General features: G+C 68.7%; 17 protein-coding genes. 7 read left to right on the plus strand and 10 right to left on the minus strand.

Annotated elements, in window-relative coordinates:
* The first annotated feature begins 309 nt into the window (after positions 1 to 309).
* The 4 genes from KUM49_RS25435 (at position 310) to KUM49_RS25450 (ending at position 3,425) form a co-directional block, all read left to right on the plus strand.
* A complete protein-coding gene (locus KUM49_RS25435) occupies positions 310 to 1,344 on the plus strand; it encodes a beta-ketoacyl-ACP synthase III (RefSeq protein ID WP_217239267.1) in 1,035 nt (344 codons plus the stop codon).
* Positions 1,345 to 1,379: 35 nt separating this feature from the next.
* Positions 1,380 to 1,616 carry an acyl carrier protein gene (locus KUM49_RS25440; RefSeq protein WP_217239268.1) on the plus strand — a complete coding sequence of 79 codons (237 nt, stop codon included), beginning with the start codon at positions 1,380 to 1,382 and terminating at the stop codon, positions 1,614 to 1,616.
* The gene (locus KUM49_RS25445; RefSeq protein ID WP_217239269.1) at positions 1,613 to 2,851 is read left to right on the plus strand and encodes a beta-ketoacyl-[acyl-carrier-protein] synthase family protein; all 1,239 of its coding nucleotides are present in this window, start codon (positions 1,613 to 1,615) and stop codon (positions 2,849 to 2,851) included. Before KUM49_RS25440 ends, KUM49_RS25445 begins: the two co-directional genes overlap by 4 nt.
* A 142-nt stretch (positions 2,852 to 2,993) precedes the next feature.
* Entirely contained in the window at positions 2,994 to 3,425 is a 432-nt protein-coding gene (locus KUM49_RS25450) for a cold-shock protein (protein ID WP_217239280.1), read from the plus strand.
* A 60-nt stretch (positions 3,426 to 3,485) separates the two neighbouring features.
* Here KUM49_RS25450 and dpgC read toward each other — a convergent pair whose 3' ends face one another.
* The 6 genes from dpgC to KUM49_RS25480 form a co-directional block, all read right to left on the minus strand.
* Positions 3,486 to 4,823 carry a (3,5-dihydroxyphenyl)acetyl-CoA 1,2-dioxygenase DpgC gene (gene dpgC / locus KUM49_RS25455; RefSeq protein WP_308406740.1) on the minus strand — a complete coding sequence of 446 codons (1,338 nt, stop codon included), beginning with the start codon at positions 4,821 to 4,823 and terminating at the stop codon, positions 3,486 to 3,488.
* Positions 4,820 to 5,488, minus strand: a complete 669-nt coding sequence (dpgB, locus tag KUM49_RS25460) for an enoyl-CoA-hydratase DpgB (RefSeq protein ID WP_217239270.1) — start codon at positions 5,486 to 5,488, stop codon at positions 4,820 to 4,822. The genes dpgC and dpgB overlap by 4 nt, the downstream gene beginning before the upstream one ends.
* Before the next feature lie 11 nt (positions 5,489 to 5,499).
* Positions 5,500 to 6,633 (minus strand): 3,5-dihydroxyphenylacetyl-CoA synthase DpgA, encoded by a 1,134-nt coding sequence (dpgA, locus tag KUM49_RS25465; RefSeq protein ID WP_217239271.1) that lies wholly within the window; start codon positions 6,631 to 6,633, stop codon positions 5,500 to 5,502.
* Positions 6,634 to 6,697: 64 nt separating this feature from the next.
* Complete coding sequence (locus KUM49_RS25470) at positions 6,698 to 8,014, minus strand: PLP-dependent aminotransferase family protein (RefSeq protein WP_308406741.1); 1,317 nt, start codon at positions 8,012 to 8,014, stop codon at positions 6,698 to 6,700.
* On the minus strand, positions 8,011 to 8,991 hold the full coding sequence (locus tag KUM49_RS25475) for a VOC family protein (RefSeq protein ID WP_217239272.1): 981 nt from the start codon (positions 8,989 to 8,991) through the stop codon (positions 8,011 to 8,013). The genes KUM49_RS25470 and KUM49_RS25475 overlap by 4 nt, the downstream gene beginning before the upstream one ends.
* A gap of 108 nt (positions 8,992 to 9,099) precedes the next feature.
* Positions 9,100 to 10,683 (minus strand): MBL fold metallo-hydrolase, encoded by a 1,584-nt coding sequence (locus KUM49_RS25480; RefSeq protein WP_217239273.1) that lies wholly within the window; start codon positions 10,681 to 10,683, stop codon positions 9,100 to 9,102.
* A gap of 482 nt (positions 10,684 to 11,165) precedes the next feature.
* Between KUM49_RS25480 and KUM49_RS25485 the strand changes: the two genes are divergently transcribed.
* Together KUM49_RS25485 and KUM49_RS25490 are read left to right on the plus strand one after the other, a co-directional pair.
* Positions 11,166 to 12,023: an alpha/beta fold hydrolase gene (locus KUM49_RS25485; protein WP_217239274.1), complete on the plus strand. Its 858-nt coding sequence runs from the start codon at positions 11,166 to 11,168 to the stop codon at positions 12,021 to 12,023.
* Positions 12,024 to 12,083: 60 nt separating this feature from the next.
* Positions 12,084 to 14,048, plus strand: a complete 1,965-nt coding sequence (locus KUM49_RS25490) for an ABC transporter ATP-binding protein (protein WP_308406742.1) — start codon at positions 12,084 to 12,086, stop codon at positions 14,046 to 14,048.
* A 207-nt stretch (positions 14,049 to 14,255) separates the two neighbouring features.
* On the opposite strand, the gene KUM49_RS25495 is transcribed toward KUM49_RS25490, so the two are convergent.
* The 3 genes from KUM49_RS25495 to KUM49_RS25505 are packed head-to-tail and all read right to left on the minus strand — an operon-like array spanning position 14,256 to position 16,533.
* On the minus strand, positions 14,256 to 15,248 hold the full coding sequence (locus KUM49_RS25495; RefSeq protein ID WP_217239275.1) for a hypothetical protein: 993 nt from the start codon (positions 15,246 to 15,248) through the stop codon (positions 14,256 to 14,258).
* Positions 15,245 to 16,147, minus strand: a complete 903-nt coding sequence (locus KUM49_RS25500; RefSeq protein WP_217239276.1) for an ABC transporter ATP-binding protein — start codon at positions 16,145 to 16,147, stop codon at positions 15,245 to 15,247. The genes KUM49_RS25495 and KUM49_RS25500 overlap by 4 nt, the downstream gene beginning before the upstream one ends.
* Positions 16,144 to 16,533 carry a GntR family transcriptional regulator gene (locus tag KUM49_RS25505; RefSeq protein WP_217239277.1) on the minus strand — a complete coding sequence of 130 codons (390 nt, stop codon included), beginning with the start codon at positions 16,531 to 16,533 and terminating at the stop codon, positions 16,144 to 16,146. The genes KUM49_RS25500 and KUM49_RS25505 overlap by 4 nt, the downstream gene beginning before the upstream one ends.
* 332 nt (positions 16,534 to 16,865) lie before the next feature.
* Here KUM49_RS25505 and KUM49_RS25510 point away from each other — a divergent pair, with 332 nt between their 5' ends.
* Complete coding sequence (locus tag KUM49_RS25510) at positions 16,866 to 17,162, plus strand: hypothetical protein (RefSeq protein ID WP_217239278.1); 297 nt, start codon at positions 16,866 to 16,868, stop codon at positions 17,160 to 17,162.
* Positions 17,163 to 17,380: 218 nt separating this feature from the next.
* Here KUM49_RS25510 and KUM49_RS25515 read toward each other — a convergent pair.
* A partial coding sequence (locus KUM49_RS25515; protein WP_217239279.1) for a non-ribosomal peptide synthetase occupies positions 17,381 to 21,309 on the minus strand: 3,929 nt, incomplete at its 5' end.

Raw genomic sequence — 21,309 nt, forward strand, 5'->3', positions numbered from 1 at the left:
ATCGGGCGTCCGGTCAGGGCCATCCCCCGATCAACAGCGGCCATCGGAGGCTAATCAATCGGCAGCATCACCACACCCTCGTTCAACTGCGCCACCGCGCCAGTTGAACAACCCCCCTCAGTCACCTGCGACGATACATCGCCTGACAGGTCGTGAAGGTCGGTGCGGCGCCCCCGCTCCCTCCCCCCGTGCCGCACCCGGCCGCGGTTGTGCTGTGTTCTGGGAAATGGGTACGGTCGCCGGGCGTAGAAATCACCTGATGTCACGGTCTGCTGTGCTGATCGCGCACGTACTCCGAAAGGCGACCGAATGAGCGCATCGGACCTCGACAGATCCGCCAGGAGCGGGCCGAAGTCGCGGCCCGCGGCCGTGATTTCCGGTCTGGGGACCTGCCTGCCGAAAACGGAGATAGACAATTCGTCTCTTCCGGACGACCTGCAGACAAGCGACGAGTGGATTCGCACCCGCACCGGAATCGAGTCCCGCCGTCGGGTAGCCCCTGACATCTCGGTGATCGACCTGGCCTGCGAGGCCGCCGGGAACGCCCTGCATTCCGCGGGGACCGATTCGGTCGACAGCCTCGTCTTCGCCACGACGACGCCGGAGCGCCCGTGCCCCGCCGCGGCGCCCGAGATCGCACACCGCATCGGACAGGGCCGCATTCCCGCGTTCGACGTCTCCGCGGTCTGCAGCGGCTTCCTGTACGCCGTGGCGTCGGCCGGCGCCCTCGTCACCGCGGGGATCGTGAACAGCGCCCTGGTCGTCGCCGCGGAGACCTACTCCCGCATCGTCGACCCGACGGACCGGTCCACAGCCGTCCTCTTCGGCGACGGGGCCGGAGCGGTGGTGCTCCGCGCGGGTTCGTCCGACGAGCCCGGTGCGCTCCTCGCGTACGACCTGGGCAGTGACGGCGCTGGCGCGGAGCTGATCCGGATTCCCGGGGTCCGCGAGCAGCCGGCCGGTGACCGCTGGTTCGCCATGGCAGGACGGAAGGTGTACCTGCAGGCCATCGAGCAGATGGCGAACTCGACCCGGCGGGTGGTGAAGGACTGCGGCTGGAGTCCGGAGACCCTCGACCTGCTGGTACCGCACCAGGCCAACGCGCGGATCGTCGAGGCGCTGGCCAGACGGCTCGAGCTGCCGCCCGAGCACGTGGTCTGCGGGCTGACCCGGATCGGGAACACGGCGGCCGCCTCCATCCCTCTGGCGCTGGCCGGAGCGCTGTCGAGGAGCGAGCTGCGGCCCGGGGCCCGAACGGCGCTCACCGCCTTCGGCGGCGGTCTCAGCTGGGCGTCGACGGCACTGGTCTGGCCGCAGCTGACCGCCATCACTTCAGAGGTCTGAGGAGATCTCAGAGGCCTAGGGGAAGGAACCCACCTGTGTTCATCGAATACCTCATCAACCTGCTGGGCACCGTGTACAAGGTTCCGGGGACCATCGATCCGGACAAGTCTTTCGTGGACCTGGAGGTCGACTCGCTCTCCCTGGCGGAACTCGGCGCGCATCTGGAGGACGAACTCGGCGTCGAGGTCGCGGAGGAGGAGCTGAGCAGCCTCACCACCGTCTCCGAGCTGGCCAAGCTGCTGGAGTCACGCGGAGCGGACATACCAGCATGAGCACGAGCGGACATCGGTCCTCCGAGGTGGTGATCACGGGCCTCGGGATGGTGACACCGGCCGGAACCGACACCACGGCCTCCTGGAAGGCCGTCTGCGCCGGGCTGCCCATGGCGGCCCCGGATGCCCGGCTCCAGGGCCTGCCCGTGGACTTCAGCTGTGCGACATCCGGGTTCGACGCGGACCGGCTGCTGGGTACCGACGCGCGTCGGATGGACCCCTTCACGCAGTACGCCGTCGCCGCGGCCCGCGAGGCCGTCGCCGACGCGGCTCCGGGGGACGGGGGCTGGGACCCGGCCCGGGTCGGGGTTCTCATGGGCAGCGCGTGCGGGGGCCTGGGGACGTGGCTGGAGCAGGCTGCGCGGATGGCTGAGGAGAGGCCGCGGCTGGTCAACCCTCTGGCGGTCCCGAAGGCCATCGGAAACATGGCCGCGGCCTCGGTGTCCATGGATCTCGGCCTGCACGGAGTGGCGCTCGGCCTCTCCACCGCGTGCGCGTCCGGCGCATCCGCGCTGGGGTTCGCGCTCGACCTGCTGCGGGCCGGCCGCTGCGACGCGGTGCTCGCCGGGGGCACCGAAGCCGCAGTGCTGCCCGTCACATCCGCCGGTTTCGACCGGCTCAAGGCGCTCTCCCGGCGCCGCGACGCGCCGTCGGCCGCCTCCCGTCCGTTCGACCGGGAGCGCGACGGCTTCGTCTTGGCGGAGGGGGCCGCGGTCCTCGTACTGGAGCACGCGGCAGCCGCGCGGGCGCGCGGGCGGCGGCCCTACGCGAGGCTGCTGGGCTACGGCGAATCCTCGGACGCCTACCACCTCACCTCGCCCGACCCGGACGGGAAAGGCGCGCAGCTCGCCATGCGGCAGGCGCTGGCGGACGCCGGGGTGTCCGCGTCGGACGTGGCGCTGGTCAACGCGCACGCGACCAGCACGCCGCAGGGGGACGCCATCGAGGCGCGGCTCATCGAGCGCTTCTTCGGCTCGCACACGGCGGTGACCTCCACCAAGGGGGTGACCGGTCACATGCTGGGCGCGGCCGGCGCCGTCGAGGCGGCGTTCACGGCGCTGTCCATCGACCACGGGCTCATCCCGCCGACCGCCAACTTCGAGACGCGGGGCGCCGACGTGGCCGACATCGACATCGTCCGTCGCACGGCCAGGTACGCCCCGGTCCCGGTGGCGGTCAGCAACTCGTTCGGATTCGGCGGCCACAACGCGGTGGTCGTCCTCGGCAGCCCCTGAGGGGCAGCATCGTCCGCTCCCGTTCAACTGCGGCAGCTTGCGGTGGACAGCGCGCCCTCGCCCCGGCGGGACGGGCTGGCCTATCTTCTGAATCATGGTGTTCGTTCGGGCAAGGGGCCCGATGTCTTCTGGGGTTGGTGGCATGGTTACTGGTCATGTGGTGCGGTTCGACGGCGTTCGGGGATTCGGGTTCATCGCTCCTGAGCATGGAGGGGAAGACGTCTTCCTGCATGTGAACGATCTGCTGATGCCCGAGCATCAGCTGCGCCCGGGGCTCGTCGTCGAATTCGAGGTGGAGGAGGGGGACCGGGGCCTCAAGGCCTCGTCCGTCCGGCTGCCGGCGGGGGCCGAGGTCAAGCCGGCCGCCACGCGGACTGCCGGCACTGGAGCGGTCGCGGCCAAGCAGGCGGACGGGGACGAGTCCCTGTGCGACGTACTGACGGCGACCGAGTTCCTGCATGAGGTGACCGACACGCTGTTGTCGGCCGCGCCCTCGCTCACGGGGGCCCAGATCCTGCCCATTCGCGACGGGCTTCTTCAGTTCGCCAAGAGCCACGGGTGGACCGAGGGCTGAGCATCGGTACGGAGGGGGTGCGCTGCCGCGTCCCCTCCGTACCGCTCGGCCGAGACCTTCCTACTTCGCCCCGGAAAAGCGCCCGACCTTGTCGAGCACGTCGGCGCTGTACATGCGAAGCGCCTGCTGGTGGGCGAACTCCGCCATATAGCACCGGAATTCATCCACGGATTCCTCCGCGAGGTGCAGCATCCGCCGATTGGCGACGACAGCGGGCCCCCTCAGCCGCTCGAGGCTCCGCTCGACCGCGCCGTCCAGCTCCTCGTTCTCGTGGACCTCGTCCACCAGCAGCCGGGCGTCCGGTTCGGCGGCCCGGACCCGGCGGCCCTCCAGGATGACCTGCCGGGCGAGGCGGGGGCCGGCCGCCCGGACGAGCCGCAGGGCGGAGGCCCCGGGGATGATCCCCTCCTTGGCCGCGGGGAGGCTGAAGTAGGCATCCGATGCGGCGATGACATGGTCGAACACCAGCAGGAGCTGGGCGCCGCCGCCGATGGCGAAAGTGTCAACCACCGCGACCCAGGGCTTCTCGGCCGTCGGCGTCCGCCAACCGTCGCTGTCCTGCGTACGAATGCCGCGCAGGATCTTGTGGATGTAGCCGAGCTCCCGGCGCAGGAGAAAGTCGACGAGCGAGATGTCGCCGCTGTGTAGCGACTTGAGGTTGATGCCGGCGCTGAACACCCGCCGCCCCCGGTACCGGGGATGGGTCATCTCTCCCCCGCGCAGCAGGCAGACCTCCACCTCGGGATCCAGCAGCGCCAGATCCACCGCCGTCTCCATGTCGTCGATCTGACGGTTGTCCTCGGCGTTCAGGCAGTCGTCGCGGCACATCGTCAGACGTGCCACGCCGGCGCTGCGCTCGATCCGCACCGACCCCAGGTCCGCCGCGCCCGTGGCGGCGTACTCGGCGTACAGCGCGAGTGCGCGGGGCGTCGGCAGGAGCAGCGACTCGACCAGGTGCGTGCCGGCCTTCGGCGAGCCCAGCAGCCTGCTGAAGAAGATGCCCTGGTCGATCTCGTGGCCCTCCTTCTCCGCCTGCGCCAGGCTCCGTTCGGCCGCCAGCTGGTCGCCGGTGGGGACGAGGCCGGGGAACGCCGTCGCGGCCGCCTCGGCCAGGTCGGCCAGGCTCAGGCTGCGGTCGCGGTTCGCCGTGAGCTCGTCGTAGACGGCCTCGGCGTGCGCCTCCATGAAGGCGGCTCGGAGGGTGCGGGTGCCGTCCAGCGCCGCGGCGGCGATCTCGCGCTCCTGTACGGACCGTTCCCGCGGCGCGGGCAGGGCAGCCAGCCGGTCCTGGGTGCGCCGGGCGGCTTCGGCGAGCACGGTGCGGGCGTGCCCCAGCTCCCCCCGTACCGAAGGGGGTGCGTCCTGCCCGTCCCCTCGGACGGGGACGAGCCCGATCACGACGCCGCCCCCACGGCCGCGCGCCGCAGTGCCCGGTCGCAGGCCGCGAGGTGGGCGCCCAGAGCGTCCTCGAATGCGATGGAGGAGGCGTCGAAGATCAGCTGCCGACGTATCGCCAGCTCGCTTCCCGAAACCGAGGCGAGTCGTTCGTCGGCGAGCTCCAGGGCCCGCGCCGGGTCGTCCGCCACCTCGTCGACCAGATGCACGGCCAGCGCCTCGGCCGCCGCCACGGGGGTGCCGAAGAGAGCGGCCCGACGGATCACGGAGGCGCCCGCGGCCTGCCGGCCCAGGCGGTAGAGCGCCATGCCCGGCCAGGTGGCCCCGTCCCTGACCGGCAGCACCAGACGGGCCGCTTCGGTCGCGATGCGATAGTCGGTGGCCAGCAGGGCGTCCAGCGCCAGTCCGCCGCAGTCGCCCTCGACGACGGCGATGGTGGCGGCCGGCAGCCGCTCCAGGCGGCGCAGTGCCCGCTCCCACTTGCTGACCAGCGACACCGTGAGGTCGTCCGGCCAAGGCCCGTCGGGGGTGCCGAAGACGTGGACGACCAGGGTGCCGCCGTCGGTCTCGACCCTGCCGCAGGCTTCGACGACCGCGCTGACCCAGGCGGCGGACAGCGGCTGGCGCCCGTCGAGCCGTAGCACCCGGTCGTTGTCGTGATAGTTCATCTGCTTCTCCGTCACCATTGCACCAGCGCTGTTTCGATGGTCGAGCCGGGTCCCATGGTCATGAGGGCTCCGTAATCACCGACCTCGGGGGACCGCTCCCGAAGCAGTCGGTCGTAGGAGAAGAGGAACGAACCGCTCGACACATTGCCGTAGTCGCGCAGCACGCCGATGGTGTGCCGCACGTCGTGGCGGGTGAGGCCGAGGTTGATCCGGACGGCGTCGATGACCTTCTTGCCGCCCGAGTGCACGAGCCAGTGGCCGACGTCGCTGCGGCGTATCCCGGCGCGGGACAGCAGCCGGTCGACGACCTGCTCGGCGTTGGCGCCGACCACGTAGGGGATCTCCGGGTCCAGGTAGAAGCTGAACTTCGCCTGCTCCTGGTCCCAGTCGTAGCGCATGGCCTCGATGGCGTCGGTGATGAGGTGGCTGGCGAATCCCAGGATGCGCGGGCTGCCGGGCGCCGACGGCACGAAGGCGGGGCCACTCGCGGCGTCCAGGCTGTCCGCCACCAGGCAGACCGCCGCGGCGCCGTCCCCGAACAGGCTGTTCACGACGGCCGTTCGCATGCTCGAGTCGATCACGTACGCGGCCGAGCAGGCCTCCACGCAGACCATGACGGCGACCTTGCCGGGGTTGGCCGCCGACCATCCGGCGACGGCGTTCAACGCGTTCAGCCCGGCGTTGCAGCCCATGCCGACGACGTCGACGCGGCTGGTGCCGGGTGAGATCCCCATCTCGCGGATGAGCAGGGCGCTCAGGCCCGGAGTGAGGAATCCGGTGGAGGTGACGCAGCACAGGTAGTCGACGTCCGCCAGTTCGTAGCCGGAGCTCTCCAGGCAGGCGCGCACCGCGCGCGCTCCCATGTCCAGCGCGATTCTCTTGTGCTTGGCAAGCAGCTCGCCCTGGTGCTCGGCGAGGCGGCTGCCGTCGCTGTCCTGGGACGGGATGGTGAGGTGCCGCCGTTCGATGGCACTGTTGAGGAAGACGGAGCGGATTTTGGGATCGGTGATCCCGAAGACGTCCAGGATCTCCTGCTGTGTGTACGAGGCTTCCGTGGTCGCCGTACCGACACCGACGATGCCGACGACGCCCGTGCTCTTGCCCTCGGTGGCGTGCGGTTGTGGGAGAACCGCGTGGACGGTCATCGGTAGGTCCACCCCCACATACGGGTCTTGCTTCGGATGGTGCGTAGCGCTGCCGACAAGTCGATCACCCTTCCGGTGAGATTGCGGACTGGGCTCTGATGAAGCGCGCCAACCTGTCGATCCCCCGCACGATCTCGTCGCGCGTCAGATAGCTGACGGAGAGGCGGAGGCCGTGCTCGCCGCCGCCCTCAGGGTAGAAGTACGACAGGGGCGTCCAGATGACGCCGAACTCCTCCGCCGAGCGTTTCAGCGCGGTGTTGTCCGCGCTGAACGGCACCTCGACCGAGAGGAAGAACCCTCCGGTGGGCTGGTTCCAGCGGATGCCGAGCGCCGTCCGCTCGTCCTCGGAGAACTCCTGGTCGAGCTGGTCGAGTACGCCGCGCAGCGCCTCGCCGTAGTAGGCGGATGTCCGGGTGTTGAGCTCCGAGGCACGCCCGTCGGCGGAAAGGAGCATGCCGGCCACGACGGCCTGGGAGACCGCCGAGGTGTTCACGGTGACCATGCTCTTGATCTTGGTGAGCTCGTCGGCCAGCAGCCCGGTGCGGCCCGTCGCGTCGACGACGGTCTGATCCGCGACGACGAAGCCGACACGGGCCCCGGGGAAGAGCGTCTTGGAGAACGAACCCAGGTGGACGACCCGGCAGTGGCGGTCGAGCGCCTTGAGCGTGGGCAGCTGCCGGCCGGGGCTGACGAGACGGTACGGGCTGTCCTCCAGCAGCAGGATGTCCTCGCGCGCGGCCAGTTCGAGCAGTTCCCGGCGGGTTTCCAGGGGAATGGTGGTGCCGGACGGGTTGGCGTGGTCAGGGATCACGTAGAAGGCTCGGGGGCGGCGGCCGCGCGCTCGTTCGGCGCGGATCGCCGCCTCCAGGTCGGCGCAGCGGAAGCCGTCCCGGTGCTCCGCGACCGCGGCCATCTCGGCGTCGAGCAGCCGGCCGACGCCGGTGATGCCCATGTAGCAGGGACTGGAGACCAGGATGACGTCCTGTCTCCCCGCCACCAGGGCCCGTACGGCGAGCAGCATCGCCTCCTGGGCACCGACAGTGACCACGATCGACTCCGGAGCGACGTCGATGTCCTCGTCCAGGCGCAGCCAGTCGGCTATCACCTCGCGGATCAGGCCGGCGGTCGGACCGTACTGGAAGAGCGCCGACCGGACGTCGCCGGGGGTGGCTCCGCCTTTCTCCAGGTGCTCCTGGTAGCGGCGCAGGTATGCGGTGATCTGGTCGGTGTCGAAGAAGCCGTCGTACGGGCGGCCGGGTGCGAACGAGATCGCCTGCGGATATCGGTGGGTGATCCCGTTGAGGAAGTTCATGGTGCCCAGCACCGGGTCACCGAGGCTGCCGTGCAGCTGGTCCTTGGGGAGCCGGGTCGGGCCCGTCACCGTACGGCCATCTGGTGGCGTTCCACCGCTGCGTACCGGGCCATGAGGGCGGCGCCGAGCTCCGGGGAGCCGTGGCGCTGGACGAGGTCGTAGGAGAGGGTGCTGCGCTCGTGGGGCGAGCGGCCGAACGCCTGCAGGAGGTACGCCCCTGGGGCGCCGTGCGCCAGCACCTGGGCGTCGCGCAGGTCGGCGAGGTCGGGGAAGCGTCCGGCGAGCCGGTCGTAGTGGGCGTCCGGGGCGGGGAGAAACTCCATGCCGCGTGCTCTCAGCTCCCGGACGCCGGAGACGATGTCCGGGCTTCGGAACGCGAGGCTCTGCACCCCCGGGCCACCGTTGCGCGCCAGGAAGCCGACGAGCGGGTCCGCCGCCGTCGCCGTCGTCGCCGGGGCTGCCAGCGCGAGCGTGACGCGCTCGGACGCACTGCGCAGCACCGGCTGTTCCGCCGGTGCGGAGAGGCGGGAGAAGCCGAACGCGTCCTGGTAGAAGGCCGCCAGGTGGGCGGTCGTCTGCGGCTCGGCACAGACCGCCACGTGGTCCAGCCGCCGGATCCGCTCCACCGCGGGTGCGGGCGCCGTGCCCGCCACCACCCACCGGCGCCCCGGCGGCGTGCTGCCCGCGGGGCGCCGGGGCAGCAGGGTGTGGCAGACGTCGCCGAACGCCTCCAGCCGCGGAGCCCCGTAGCGGGAGGGGGCCGGTCTGGCGCCGGCCGCCAGTGCCGCCTCGTAGGTCGCCGTCACGTCGTCGCAGGCGAGGGCGATATCCGCGATGCCGTCGCCGTGCTGGTGGAGGAAACCCCAGATCCCGTGGCCGGTGGTCACCACCAGCCGCACGTCACCCTGGCGCAGCAGGGTGGAGCTCCGGTCGACCTCCACGGCTTCCGCGGCCACGGTGAAGCCCATGGCCGAGACGAAGTGGTCGACCATCGACACCTTGTCGCGGGTGAACAGCTCGACATGAGCGATGTCGTGAACAGCCACTGAGAGTTCCTCCTGACCTGTGCGGTCACGGATGTCGGTGGTGGTTTGCGGATGTCGGCGGGAGCGGGGCAACCGGGCGGGGTGACCCGCTCGTCCGCCGGAAGGGGCCTACCAGCGCCACTCCTGCTGGCCGTAGAGGTGGCCGGCCGGGATCCCGCGCTCCTTGCACCAGTGCAGGAACTGCTCGATCTGCTTGATCTGGTACGTGTCCTCGGTGTACGTGGTGGCCATGACGTGGCCCAGCCACGGCTCCTCACCCATGGCGTACACATACGCCTCGCCGGCCCCCAGCTCCGTCATGATCGCGGCGGCCTGCTCTGCGTTGGAGCCGGAGAGCTTGCGCGAGTTGCTCATCTTCTTGGTGATGGGGATCGTCAGCAGTGCCTGGTAGAGCCAGGTCAGCGGCGCACCGTCGCACTCCATGCCGAGGAAGGCCATGTCCGCGGTGCCCAGGTGCTGCTTGATGTAGCGGTAGAGCGAGGGCTCGATGCCGGAGGAGTCGGCGCCGATGAAGACCTTCTTGCCGGCCAGGTCCGCCCAATACGTCGACTTGGCGCGGATGTCCAGGTCGCAGTGCTCGCCGAGGAACGGCGTGGCGGTGACCTTGCCGCCGGGGAACTCGATCTCGTCGAAGTCGTCGACCTCGAGCACGGGGAAGCCCTGGTGCTTGAGCATGAGGGCCATGGACGGGTCCGCGAGATTGCCGCGCGAGCAGCGGGGGACGACGATCGTCCCGATGCGGCCGCGGAGTTGCAGCAGCGTCTCGAGGACGATGTGGTCCTGGTGACCATGGGTGATCAGCACGAGGTCGATGTAGTCCGGGAGATCGTCCAGGGTGTAGCGGTCACCGGCCGTGCTGTCCGCGCTGATGAACGGGTCGGTCACGATGGCGGCCTGCGGCGTCTGCAGCACCAGGCAGGCGTGCCCGAAGTAGCGGATACGGCCGCCGGCGTCGATGTGCCGGTCCTCGGCGAGACTGGGCCGGTCGCTGAGCATGCCGCGCAGTCGCTCCGCCTGGGCGTCGTTCAGCTCCAGCGCGTCGCGCAGATGGCCGAGGTGGGTGGGGTGCACCCGGGCCTTGAAGAGCTCGTCCAGGCCGGGGTGGCGGAACGGCAGATCGAGTTCGAGGACGTCCGGCGTCGGCAGCCGGGGCGTGCTGAGAATGAAGGGGCGCTCGATCCCGGTCTCGAACGACAGCTGCACAGACTGGCGGGACTCCTGGTAGAAGTCGCTGGTGTAGACGAGCGGCTCTATGAAGCGCATCTGCGCCTGGTTGTCGGTGTCGTACGCCAGCTCGACCAGACCGCCGAGCTCCGAGGGGAGCTTGGGGTACAGCGGGGTGAGGTCGAAGCCGGTGGCGCTGGCCCGCAGCAGCTCCTGCCCGGCGGCTATCGCCTCTGCGAAGCGGAGGATCGCGGCCCTGTCCCGCTTGATGCCGGCGAGGAGGTCGCGCACCTCGTCGGCGCGCTCCTCGGGGATGTTGATGAAGTAACCGCCGCGCAGGTCAGGATTGTTGCTGGCAGCCACGTGCACCTGCGGGGACTGCAGATACGACTCGAGCAACGGCACCTGCAGGAATGCGAGGTTCATCGCGGACTGCACGGGTGCCAGGGTGTACGGCCAGGCGAAGAATCTATCCAGCAGCGGCTCGACAATAACCTTCGACCGCAGGAACAACGACTCGTCGGCCATTTTTCGAGACCCCTCCAGAGGAATGTAAGAGAAACTGCATGCCCGTCAGACACACTCGCCCCACTCCCGGCAGCACGGCATCCATCGGCCGTTTATGTCTCGGGAAGGGGCGAAGCTTCACAGCGATATCAGGTTGCCATCGAGGGCTGGTCACATCGGCAGCATGGTCCGGTTCCAGGCGATGGAACATTACTCCACGGCGCCGCGGCCACCGCCTCGCCGTTCAACTGTGACCGGGCGGCAGTTGAACGGCGATGGACGGCCGCCCGGCCACTCATGCTGGCATTGACCAGGGCTCTCGCGCGATGATGCATCGTGGGTGCGTGGATTTCTCCGTGGCCTGACGTGGCGCTCACCGAAGGGCACGCCGAGGAGGGGGGCCATCCGCCATGAGAACCCACAACGCCTCGTATCGGATGGCCCCCTGACAGCCGTGCGCGGGTACATTCTCCGCGTTTCCGGCAGGAAGTGACAAGCGCCCCATGCCTTTTGTCAAGACCAACAGCATCCAGCTCTCCTACCAGCGTTCAGGCCGCGGTGAACCCGTCCTCTTGATCATGGGCTCGTCCGCCTCCGGCCGCGTCTGGACCATGCACCAGACTCCTGCGCTGAACCGGGCCGGATATGAAACAGTCACATTCGACAATCGAGGCGTGGCCCCGTCGGACGTACCGGCGGGCGACTACTCCATCGCCGAAATGGTCGCCGACACCCGCGGGTTGATCGAGGCGCTGGACTTCGGCCCGTGCCACATCGTGGGGTCGTCCATGGGTTCGATGATCGCCCAGGAGCTGGCGCTCGGCTGGCCCCATCTCGTGCGCTCCGCGACGCTGATGGCCACCCGGGCGCGCTCCGACGTCTTCCGGCGGGCCCAGGCGGCTGCCGACCGGGAGTTGCGGGAGAGCGGGATCCGGCTGCCGCCCAAGTACACGGCTACCAGGGCCATGTTGGAGATGCTCTCGCCGGCGACGATGGACGACGAGACTGCGGCCTCCATGTGGCTGGACATGTTCGAACTCGCCGGCGACAACGGCGTCGGCGGACAGTCGGCGGCCGTCTCGGCGCTCGGCGACCGGAGTGCGGCGCTGCGCGGTATCACCGTGCCGTGCCAGGCCATCGCGTTCGCCGATGACCGCGTCTGTCCCCCTCGCCTGGTCGCCGAAGTCGCGGAGGCGATTCCGGACTGCAGCCTCACCACAATTCCTGACTGCGGCCACCTCGGATACCTGGAACGCCCCGACGCGGTCAACTCAGTTCTCATCGAGTTCCTCGACATGCACCGGGGCATGACACCGCGGCAGCGCACAGCCGGCTCGCCGGTGCCGGTCGCCGGATCTTGATCCGATTCATTTTCTCCACTCAACGCGAGAAAACCAGAGAGCGAGACAGTTTCCGTGAGCGTGCTGACAAGACCAACCCCGATACGAATCCGGCCGGGCGACGAGTCGGCCGAGCGTCAGCGGGTCAGGCCGGGCACGGTGCGGCGGATTCTTCCGTACGCCCGGCCGTACCGTTGGCAGATCGCGCTGCTGCTTACGGTGACCGTCATCGATGCCTGCATCGCGGTCGGCAGCCCGTTGATCCTCAAGCTGATCATCGACCAGGGCATCATTCCCAAGAATTTCGATCGCGTCGTGTGGCTCAGCCTCGGGCTGGCCGGACTGGCCCTGGTGAACGCCGGGGCCATCTTCGTCCAGACCTGGTGCTCGAGCCGGGTCGGCGAAGGCGTCGTCTTCGACCTGCGGACCAAGGTGTTCACCCATGTCCAGCAGCAGCCGGTTGCCTTCTTCACCCGGACTCAGACCGGCAAGCTCATCAGCCGCCTCAACTCGGACATCGCCGGCGCCCGCCAGGCCGTGACCACCATCCTCGCCCAGGCGGTCTCCACGATCCTGACCCTGATCCTGGTTCTGGCCGCCATGCTCTACCTGTCCTGGCAGATCACCGTGGCCGCCCTGGTGATGATCCCGGTGTTCCTGATCCCCGTGCGGCTGCTCGCGCGCCGGATACAGCGGCTCTCGCGGTCGATGATGGAGCAGGACGGCGAGATGAGCGCGCTGATGACCGAGCGCTTCAACGTCTCCGGCGCGATGCTGGCCAAACTCTACGGCCGCCCGCAGGACGAGAAGGAGCTGTTCGCGAGCAAGGCCGGCAAGGTCCGCACGCTGGCGATCAGGCTGGCCGTCTGGGGACGGCTGCTGCCGATCATCGTCACCGTGCTGACCACCTTCACCACGGCCCTCGTCTACGGCCTGGGCGGCGCGCTCACCATCGACGGCGCCATCGAGTTCGGCACGCTGGTGGCCATGGTGGCACTGCTGATGCGGCTGTACGGGCCCGTCAACGAGCTGTCGTCCATGCAGGCGACCGCGACGATCGCCCTGGTGAGTTTCGACCGGGTCTTCGAAATCCTCGATCTCAAGCCGCTGATCACCGAACGCCCTGGCGCCAAGGCCCTGCCGGCCGGGGCCGGCGCCGAGAACGGCAACGGCTCGGCCGCGGCCGCCCCGGACGTCGCGTTCGAGGCGGTCTCCTTCCGGTATCCCAGCGCTGACGAGGTGTCGCTGCTCTCGCTGGAGCTGCACACGAGCAGCAAGGCCGACCGGTCAGGGGCGAACGCGCAGGATGTCCTGCACGAGTTGAGCTTCCACGCCCCCGCCGGCAAGCTCACCGCGCTGGTCGGGCCGTCGGGCGCCGGCAAGACCACCATCACCCAGCTGGTGCCACGTATGTACGACACGACCTCGGGGACCGTGCGCATCGGCGGTCACGATGTCCGCGATCTGAGCCTCGCGTCGCTGCGCGAGAGCGTCGGGGTCGTCACGCAGGAGTCGCACCTCTTCCACGACACCCTGCGCGTCAACCTGTCGTACGCCCGCCCCGGCGCCGCCGAGGAGGAGCTGATCGAGGCGTGCAAGGCTGCGCTGATCTGGGACACCGTCAGCGCTCTGCCCGAAGGGCTCGACACCGTCGTGGGTGAGCGCGGTTACCGGCTCTCCGGCGGCGAGAAGCAGCGGATCGCGCTGGCCAGGCTGCTGCTCAAGGCCCCCCCGATCGTCGTGCTCGACGAGGCCACCGCGCACCTGGACTCGGAGTCGGAAGCGGCGATCCAGCAGGCTCTCAGGACCGCGCTCGCAGGCCGCACCTCGCTGGTGATCGCGCACCGGCTCTCCACCATCCGCGAGGCCGACCAGATCCTGGTCGTCGACAGCGGCCGGATCTGCGAGTGCGGTACCCACGAGGAGCTGCTGGCGGCCGGGGGGCTCTACGCCGACCTCTACCACACGCAGTTCTCCCAGCAGGCGACGGACCGGTTGCCCGATCCGTCCACGGTGACCGCGGGAGCGTCACCGGCTGGAGCGTGACCGACTCCGCCCCTCGATCACGGAAGCCGGGACACCTGCCTCAGGAGGTGTCCCGGCTTCCGTGATCGTGCTTCCGCACGCGCGACGGGCCGGTGCTCGGGAACGGGGCCGAACATGGCGAAGGGCCCGGGCCTGCCGGTGACAGTTCGACACTGACGCCGGCTCGGCTGCGGGCCACTCGCATGAGTACCGCGGGGTCTGGTCGGCTCAGAACAGAGGCCGACGAATGCGTGTGATGCAGAAGGCGACCAGCAGCCCGGAGAGTGCGAGGTATCCCCCGAACTCGATCCACTGGAAGGGCCAGTAGCGGTTTGCGGGCTGATAAGAGACGTCGAGGTGCAGGTCCTTCGTCGCCAGACAGGCCTTGACCTTGTCCATGTCGCCGTTGAAGCATTCCTTCTCGTACTGAGCGACGGTGAAGGGCTTGTTGTTCGACTCGAGCATCGTATGCGTGCTGTCCAGCATCCATGCTCCGGAGATGTTGTATCCCTTGATCTGCATGTTGCTGTTCTCGTCCCGGATCGCCTTGAACTCGGTGTCCGCTTTCAGCGCCACCGTCGCAGAGGCGGGCTCCTGCAGATGCGGGCGGACTCCGAACGACGTGATGACCTGGACCGCGGCGACCACAGCCAGCGCGACCACCATGGCCGGCAGCGTACGCCGGATCAGGAGCCCCATGGTCACGGCGAGCACGAAGGCGAAGACGGCGTACGCGAGCGGTGTGATGTTCCTGGACATGAATCCCATGGCGCCGAACCGCTCACCCTGGACAAGGTCGTACGGACTCGCGGCCCAGGTGAGCAGCAGACTGAACACGCCCACCAGAATCACGCTGGCCAGCGCGATGAAGGAGAGCTTCACGATCAGCCAACGAGTCCGCGAGACGCTTTGGTTCCAGACCAGCCGGTGCGTGCCGCCTTCGAGTTCACGAGTGATGAGCGGCGCACCCCAGAAGAGGCCGATGAGCGCAGGAACAGAGATGAGCAGGACGCTGGCCGAAAAGATTTGCAGCTCGTAGTCGCCCAGGAACAGCTGCTTGGCACCTTCGCAGTCACCGCTGGCCTCGCAGCCGGCGATGTCCTTGTCATAGGCGTCGCGAATCTGCATGCCCAGGTAGATCAGATAGCCCGCGAGGCCCGCCAGGACGACTGCAGCCGTCAGAGCCTGTACACGGAATTGTCTCCAGGTGAGCCAGATCACTGCCGGGCCTCCATGAACTGCTGCGCCGTTCCGGTCACCGATGCGTAGGCGGACCGGCTCATGTAGGCGAGGATGATGTCTTCGAGGTCCAGGTGCGTGGCCTCGGAGAAGTGGTGGGGGATCGGGCCGGACGAGCGCACGATCAGCGTCGTCTGACGGTCCGTGTGCGCGGCCTGGATGATCTCGATCTCCTGGGGCAGATCGTCGAAATCGCCCTGCGCCCCCACCAGACGGTAGTGCTCGGCCACGAGGTCGTCGGCCTCGCCCGCCAGCTGAACGCGGCCGTCACCCAGGACGACCACGTGGTCGCAGATCCGCTCGAGGTCGCCGAGAAGGTGCGAGGAGAGGATGACGCTGGCCTCGAGTTCGGCCACGAACTCCATGAGGTTCTGCAGGAATCCGCGCCGGGCCAGCGGGTCCAGTGCGGCGACCGGTTCGTCGAAGATCAGCAGTTCGGGTCGCTTGGCGGCGGCGATGGTCAGGGCGAGCTGGGCTCGCTGACCTCCGGAGAGCCTGCCGGCCTTGTGGTCGAGCTTGAGGTTGAGCTGGCGAACCTGCCGCTCTGCCAGCTTCTGGTCCCACCGCGGGTTCAGCTCGGCGCCCAGCCGCAGGTGCTCGGCCACGGTGAGGTTCGCGTAGACCGGTGTGTCCTGGGCGACGAATCCGACCCGGGCCAGCTGGTCGGTGCTGGCGGCCGGATGGTGGCCGAGCACCTTGATGGTCCCCTCGCTCGGCTGGATCAATCCGCAGGCCAGCCCGAGGAACGTGGACTTGCCGGCTCCGTTCGGGCCGACCAGGCCGACGACCCGGCCCTCTGGAATCTGCAGATTACAGTCGGCCAGCGCTTCGTGGCGGCCATACCTCTTCGCGAGGCCCTCAGTTTCTAAGACGAACGTCATTTCCTCACCTTCATAGAAGTCCGGAATGTGGTCGCGAACAGGGCTTGAATGCTTTCCTCGTCGAGCCCCGCCCACTTCGCCTTGGCCAGCCACTGCTCCAGCTCTTTCCGCAGTGGCTCATGTGCTGTCAAGGAGTCATCCGCGAGCGTGCGGACGACAAATGTCCCCACTCCCGGCTGCGGCGACACCAGGCCCTCGTGTTCGAGTTCCCGATATGCCTTCAGGACAGTGTTGGGATTAACCGCAACGTTGGCCACAACTTCCTTGACCGTTGGCAGCTGATCACCGACGTCGAGCAATCCCAGACGTAGTGCTTGCCGAACCTGCTGGGCAAGTTGGGCATACGGTGCGACACGACTTCGAGCATCCAGATAGAAGTCGATCAAGGCAATACCTCCTCTCACCTCCTTCACTAAGACCCTAGCACAATAGGCTTGCAGAACCAGCGAGTTGATCCGTTCTCCCTCTTCTGCTCCGCGGCCTGGGCCTAGATCCGCCGCATGAAGTCTTTTGACCGTATTCAAGCGGGTTCGGGGCGATCTCTCGGAGCGCGAGCCGCGGTGAGTGCCACGTGGCCGGTTCGGTGCGGCACCTCCGAGTTCTTCAGTGCCGTGGGCGGACAGGGGCGGTCGCTGGGCCAGGTACGCATGCGCTACCCCGTCTCCGTCCACAGGCCGACAAGTCGCAAGCTCAGGTCCGGGGTTGAGGCAGGTGTGGAGTGAAGCGGCTGGCTCCGGCCCCGATCCAGGCGGGGATGTCGATCAGGTGGCGCCTGCTGGTGATCGCGGTGAAGAGGGCCTCGGCGATCTCGGCGTCAGACTCCAGCGTTCCTCATCGGCACCAGACGGCCGCGGTGTACTCGATCGGCGTCCAGGCGTCCTCACCGATCACTGCGATGGCCGCCTTGACCGAGGCATTCATCCGCACCGGCACAGAGAACCCAACACCCAGGACCCGGCAGGCGGGGATCACGTCGCCGCATATCAGGCCGGGTCCGCCCGCCACGATCAACTGATGGTGTCGTCCGGCTCGAGGCAGGCGACCGTGTCCATGCCGGGCAGCAGCGGAGTGTGCGCGGCCGACCGCAGCAGCGGCATGGCGGGATTGCATCTCGATAGTGCCCTCGTGATGGTGCGTGCCGGAAGTTCGAAGAACTTCCGGCATCGCGGGCCAGAGGGCATTTCCTCGTTCCCGGCAACATCGTCGCCGCACATTCAACCGGTGAATCCGGGCTCAGTCCTGTCGATTCGGCCGAGTGTGCAGCCATTCCGCAATGGCGTCCCAGGCCCGTGCCAGCATGTCAGGACGTGCCATGTCCGAGTGCGCGCAGGCAAGCCGGACGGTGGATGCCTGCCGAGTTAGGTGGGGCTGCCACAGGGCTTCGGCGGAGAAGTCCGCCCGTTTCCCTTCTTCCGCGACGAGAATCAGGGTTTCCCCACCGAATGTGCCGTACTGGTGCCGAAGTCTCAGCGTGGCATTGTTGTCGAACACCTGGGCAAGGGAGGCGATTTCCTCCTCGTCGACTCCGCCCAGGAGCGCGCCGAGTTCAGCCCGGATACGCTCCGCCAAGCGTGCCGTGCCACCGGCCGTCGGGCGCTGGGGAGGCACGGAGTCGGTCCCCGGCACCGCCGGGAACGCGTCCATGAGGATCAGCGACACCTGCTCTCCCTCGGCCTCGAGCCGGACCGCGATCTCGTGAGCCGGCGTACCGCCGAAGGACCAGCCCACCAGGTAGTAGGGGCCGGACGCCTGCAGACTGCGGATGCGGTCCACATACTCCGCGGCCATATCAGCAACGGATCCGGGCAGCGCCCCGGGGTCGTCGACACCCCGCGCCTGGAGTCCGTACAGCGGATGCTCCTGCGGGATGAAGCGGGCGAACGGCATATAGCACCAGCTCAGGCCACCTGCGGGGTGGATGAAGAAGAACGCCGGTCCGGTGCCACCGGTCCGGATCGACAGCACGTCGCCGAGGGCGTCCTGCACCGACGACAGACTGAACGTCTGCATGAGCCGTGCCGGCGTCGGATTGGTGATCAGCGTGCGCAGCAACACGGTCACGCCTCTGTCCCGGAGCCGCTCCACCAACGACACCGCCAGCAGCGAGTGCCCGCCGAGCGCGAAGAAGTCGTCGTCCACACCGACCTCGGGAACACCCAGGACCTCGGCGAACGCGTCGCACACCGCTGCTTCGAGCACGCCTGAGGGGCCACGGCCTGACGCCGGATCACCACCGAGTCCCGCCTTGTAGTCCGGAGCGGGGAGCGCCTTGCGGTCGAGCTTGCCGTTCACCGTCAGCGGCAACTCCGGCAGGACCACGACAGCCGACGGCACCAGGTAGGCGGGCAGCCGGTCGGCTGCGTAGTCCCGCAGCTCGGGCCCCTGCGCGTCGCCGACCACATAGGCGATGAGGCGCTTGTCGCCCGGGACGTCCTCCCGTGCGATCACTGCGGCTTGTCCGACCCGCGGATGCGCGGCCAGCACCGCCTCCACCTCGCCCGGCTCGATCCGGAAGCCACGGATCTTCACCTGCTCATCCGTACGCCCCAGATACTCCAGCCGGCCTTCCACCGACCACCGCGCGCGGTCACCCGTGCGGTACATCCGCTCGCCCCCACCACCGAACGGGGAGGCCACGAACCGCTCACCCGTCAGCCCCGGACGGTTCAGATACCCGCGCGCCAACTGTCCACCCGCGATGTACAGCTCACCCGCGACACCGGTCGGCACCGGACGCAGCCACTCATCCAGCACGTACACCTGCATGTTGGTCACCGGAGTGCCGATCGATACCCCGCCGTCCACTGCACCGGCGGCGGACTCGCCGGGACCCACCGTGCACGTGACACAGCCGACCGTCGCCTCGGTCGGCCCGTACTCGTTCACCACCGTCGCCGACGGATTGGCCCGACGCCAACGCTCCAGCACCTCCACCGACAACGCCTCACCACCCACCACCAGATCACCGGACAGCTCAGCTCCTGCCGCCAGCTCGCCCAGCAACGCCAGGTGGCTCGGAGTCACCTTCAGGAACGTGCACCCGCCCTCCGCCGACAGCGCCTCACGTACCCCCTCGCTCTCCGTCAGGTTGACCACCCGCACACATCCACCGACCGTCAGCGGCCCCAGCAGCGACGTCACCGTCAGGTCGAAGGCCACCGAGGAGTGCAGGCCCGCCACCCCACGCAGGCCCGTGTACCGCTCAGCACACCACTCCAGGTAGCCCACCGCGCCCCGCTGGCTGACGACCACGCCCTTCGGACGCCCCGTCGACCCCGACGTATAGATCACATACGCCGGATGCGCCGGCACCAGCGGACCAACCCGCTCAGCATCCGTCAGCTCCGCCCCCGACAGCCCGGCAAGCCGCTCCTCGACCTCAGGCTCACCCAGCACCACGCACGCCACGCCACCGAACAACCCGGCAGCATGGCCGACCGTCGTGATCACGCACACGGGAGCCGCGTCATCCACCATGAAGGCGACCCGGTCCGCCGGATAGCCCGTATCGATCGGCAGATACGCCGCCCCCGCCTTCAGCACGGCCAACACCGCCACCACCAGGTCGACCGAGCGCGGCAACGCCAACCCCACCACACGCTCCGGGCCCACCCCATCGGCCACCAGCAGCCGCGCCAGCCGATTCGCCCGCTCATCCAACTCCCGGTACGTCAGCGACTGCCCCTCGCAGACCACCGCCACCGCATCCGGAGTCCGCGCGACCTGCGCCGCAAGCAACCCGGGCACCGTCGCATCCGACACCGGCGCCGCGGTGTCATTCAACTCCACCACGAGCTGGTCGTGCTGGGCCTCGTCGAGGACGTGCACTGCCGACAGCGAGCTGCCCGGATGGTCTTCGAGCGCGGTGACGAGATGGTCCAGGCAGGTGTGCAGCAGCCGGCACACCGCCTGCCCGTCCACCGAGTCGACCGCATCCACAGTCAACCCGAATCCTGAACCGAGATCGTCCACCGAGACGGCCACCGGATAGTTCGTGGCCTCCCGTGTGAACACCATCTGGATCCGCCTGGGCGTGGTGTCCGCCTCCTGGCGGGGCTCCACGTCTGGACGCTGGCTGTGTCGGTAGTTGAAGAGCGAGGTGAACAGGTGGCTGCCGCCGGGTATGCCGCTGGCCTGCTGTGCGAGGGTCAGCGGGGCGTGCTCGTGCACCAGCAGTTCCGCCAGCTGGTCACGCACTCCCTCCAACGCCTCACCCACACCCATGGCACCGACCCGCACCCGCACCGGCAGCGTGTTGAGGAACAGCCCCGGCACCCGGTCGGCGCCCGCACCGGCGTTCATCCGCCCGAACAACACCGTGCCGAACACGACGTCGTCGCGCCCGCTGAGAGTGGCGACGACCCGGGCCCATGCCAGATGGAACACCGACGCCGCACTCACGCCCAGGCCGCGGGCGACCTCCCGCACCCGGGCGCCAACCTCCTCATTCACGCGCAGATGCGACCGCACCACACCACTGCCATCACCATGCGCATCGAGCAGCCCGTACGGAGCCGTGGTCTCCTCCACGTCTCCCAGCAACCCCGCGAAGTACTCCTCGTGCTCCTCCCGGGTCACGCCCAGCCGCGCCTGCGCCACGAAGTTCCGGAACGGCAGCGGCTCCGGCAGCGATCCCTCCCGGCCTGCCATGAACGCGCCCATCTCCTCCAGCAGCACATCCTGTGTCGTGTGGTCCTGGACCAGGTGGTGCATCCGCAGCAAGACCAGCCACCGGCCCTCACTCTGCGGCTCTACCGCCGTGTACACGTCGATCAACGGGGCACGACCGATGTCCATCACCGACCCAGCCGCGGCGATCAGCTCCTGCACCGCCGCCTTGCCGACACAGTTCAACTCCAGCGGAACGACCGGCAGGACGGCCTGGCGGGTGACCACCTGGACCGGCTCGCTCAGGCCCTCCCACACGAAAGCCGTGCGGTAGATGTCATGCCGGTCCACCACTCGCTGCAACGCCCCCAGGAACGCATCCAGCCGCTCACGCGAGTCGAACGCGATCACCCGCGGCGCCGCGTAAACATCCGCACCGCCGTCCGCCTGCAACAAGTGGTGGAAGAGGATGCCTTCCTGGAGGGGCGCGAGCGGGTAGATGTCCGCGATGTTCGCCGCGCCGCCCTCGATGGCCGCGACGATCCGTTCGACCT

The sequence above is a fragment of the Streptomyces sp. AC555_RSS877 genome (genome assembly GCF_019049245.1).
Lineage (GTDB): Bacteria > Actinomycetota > Actinomycetes > Streptomycetales > Streptomycetaceae > Streptomyces.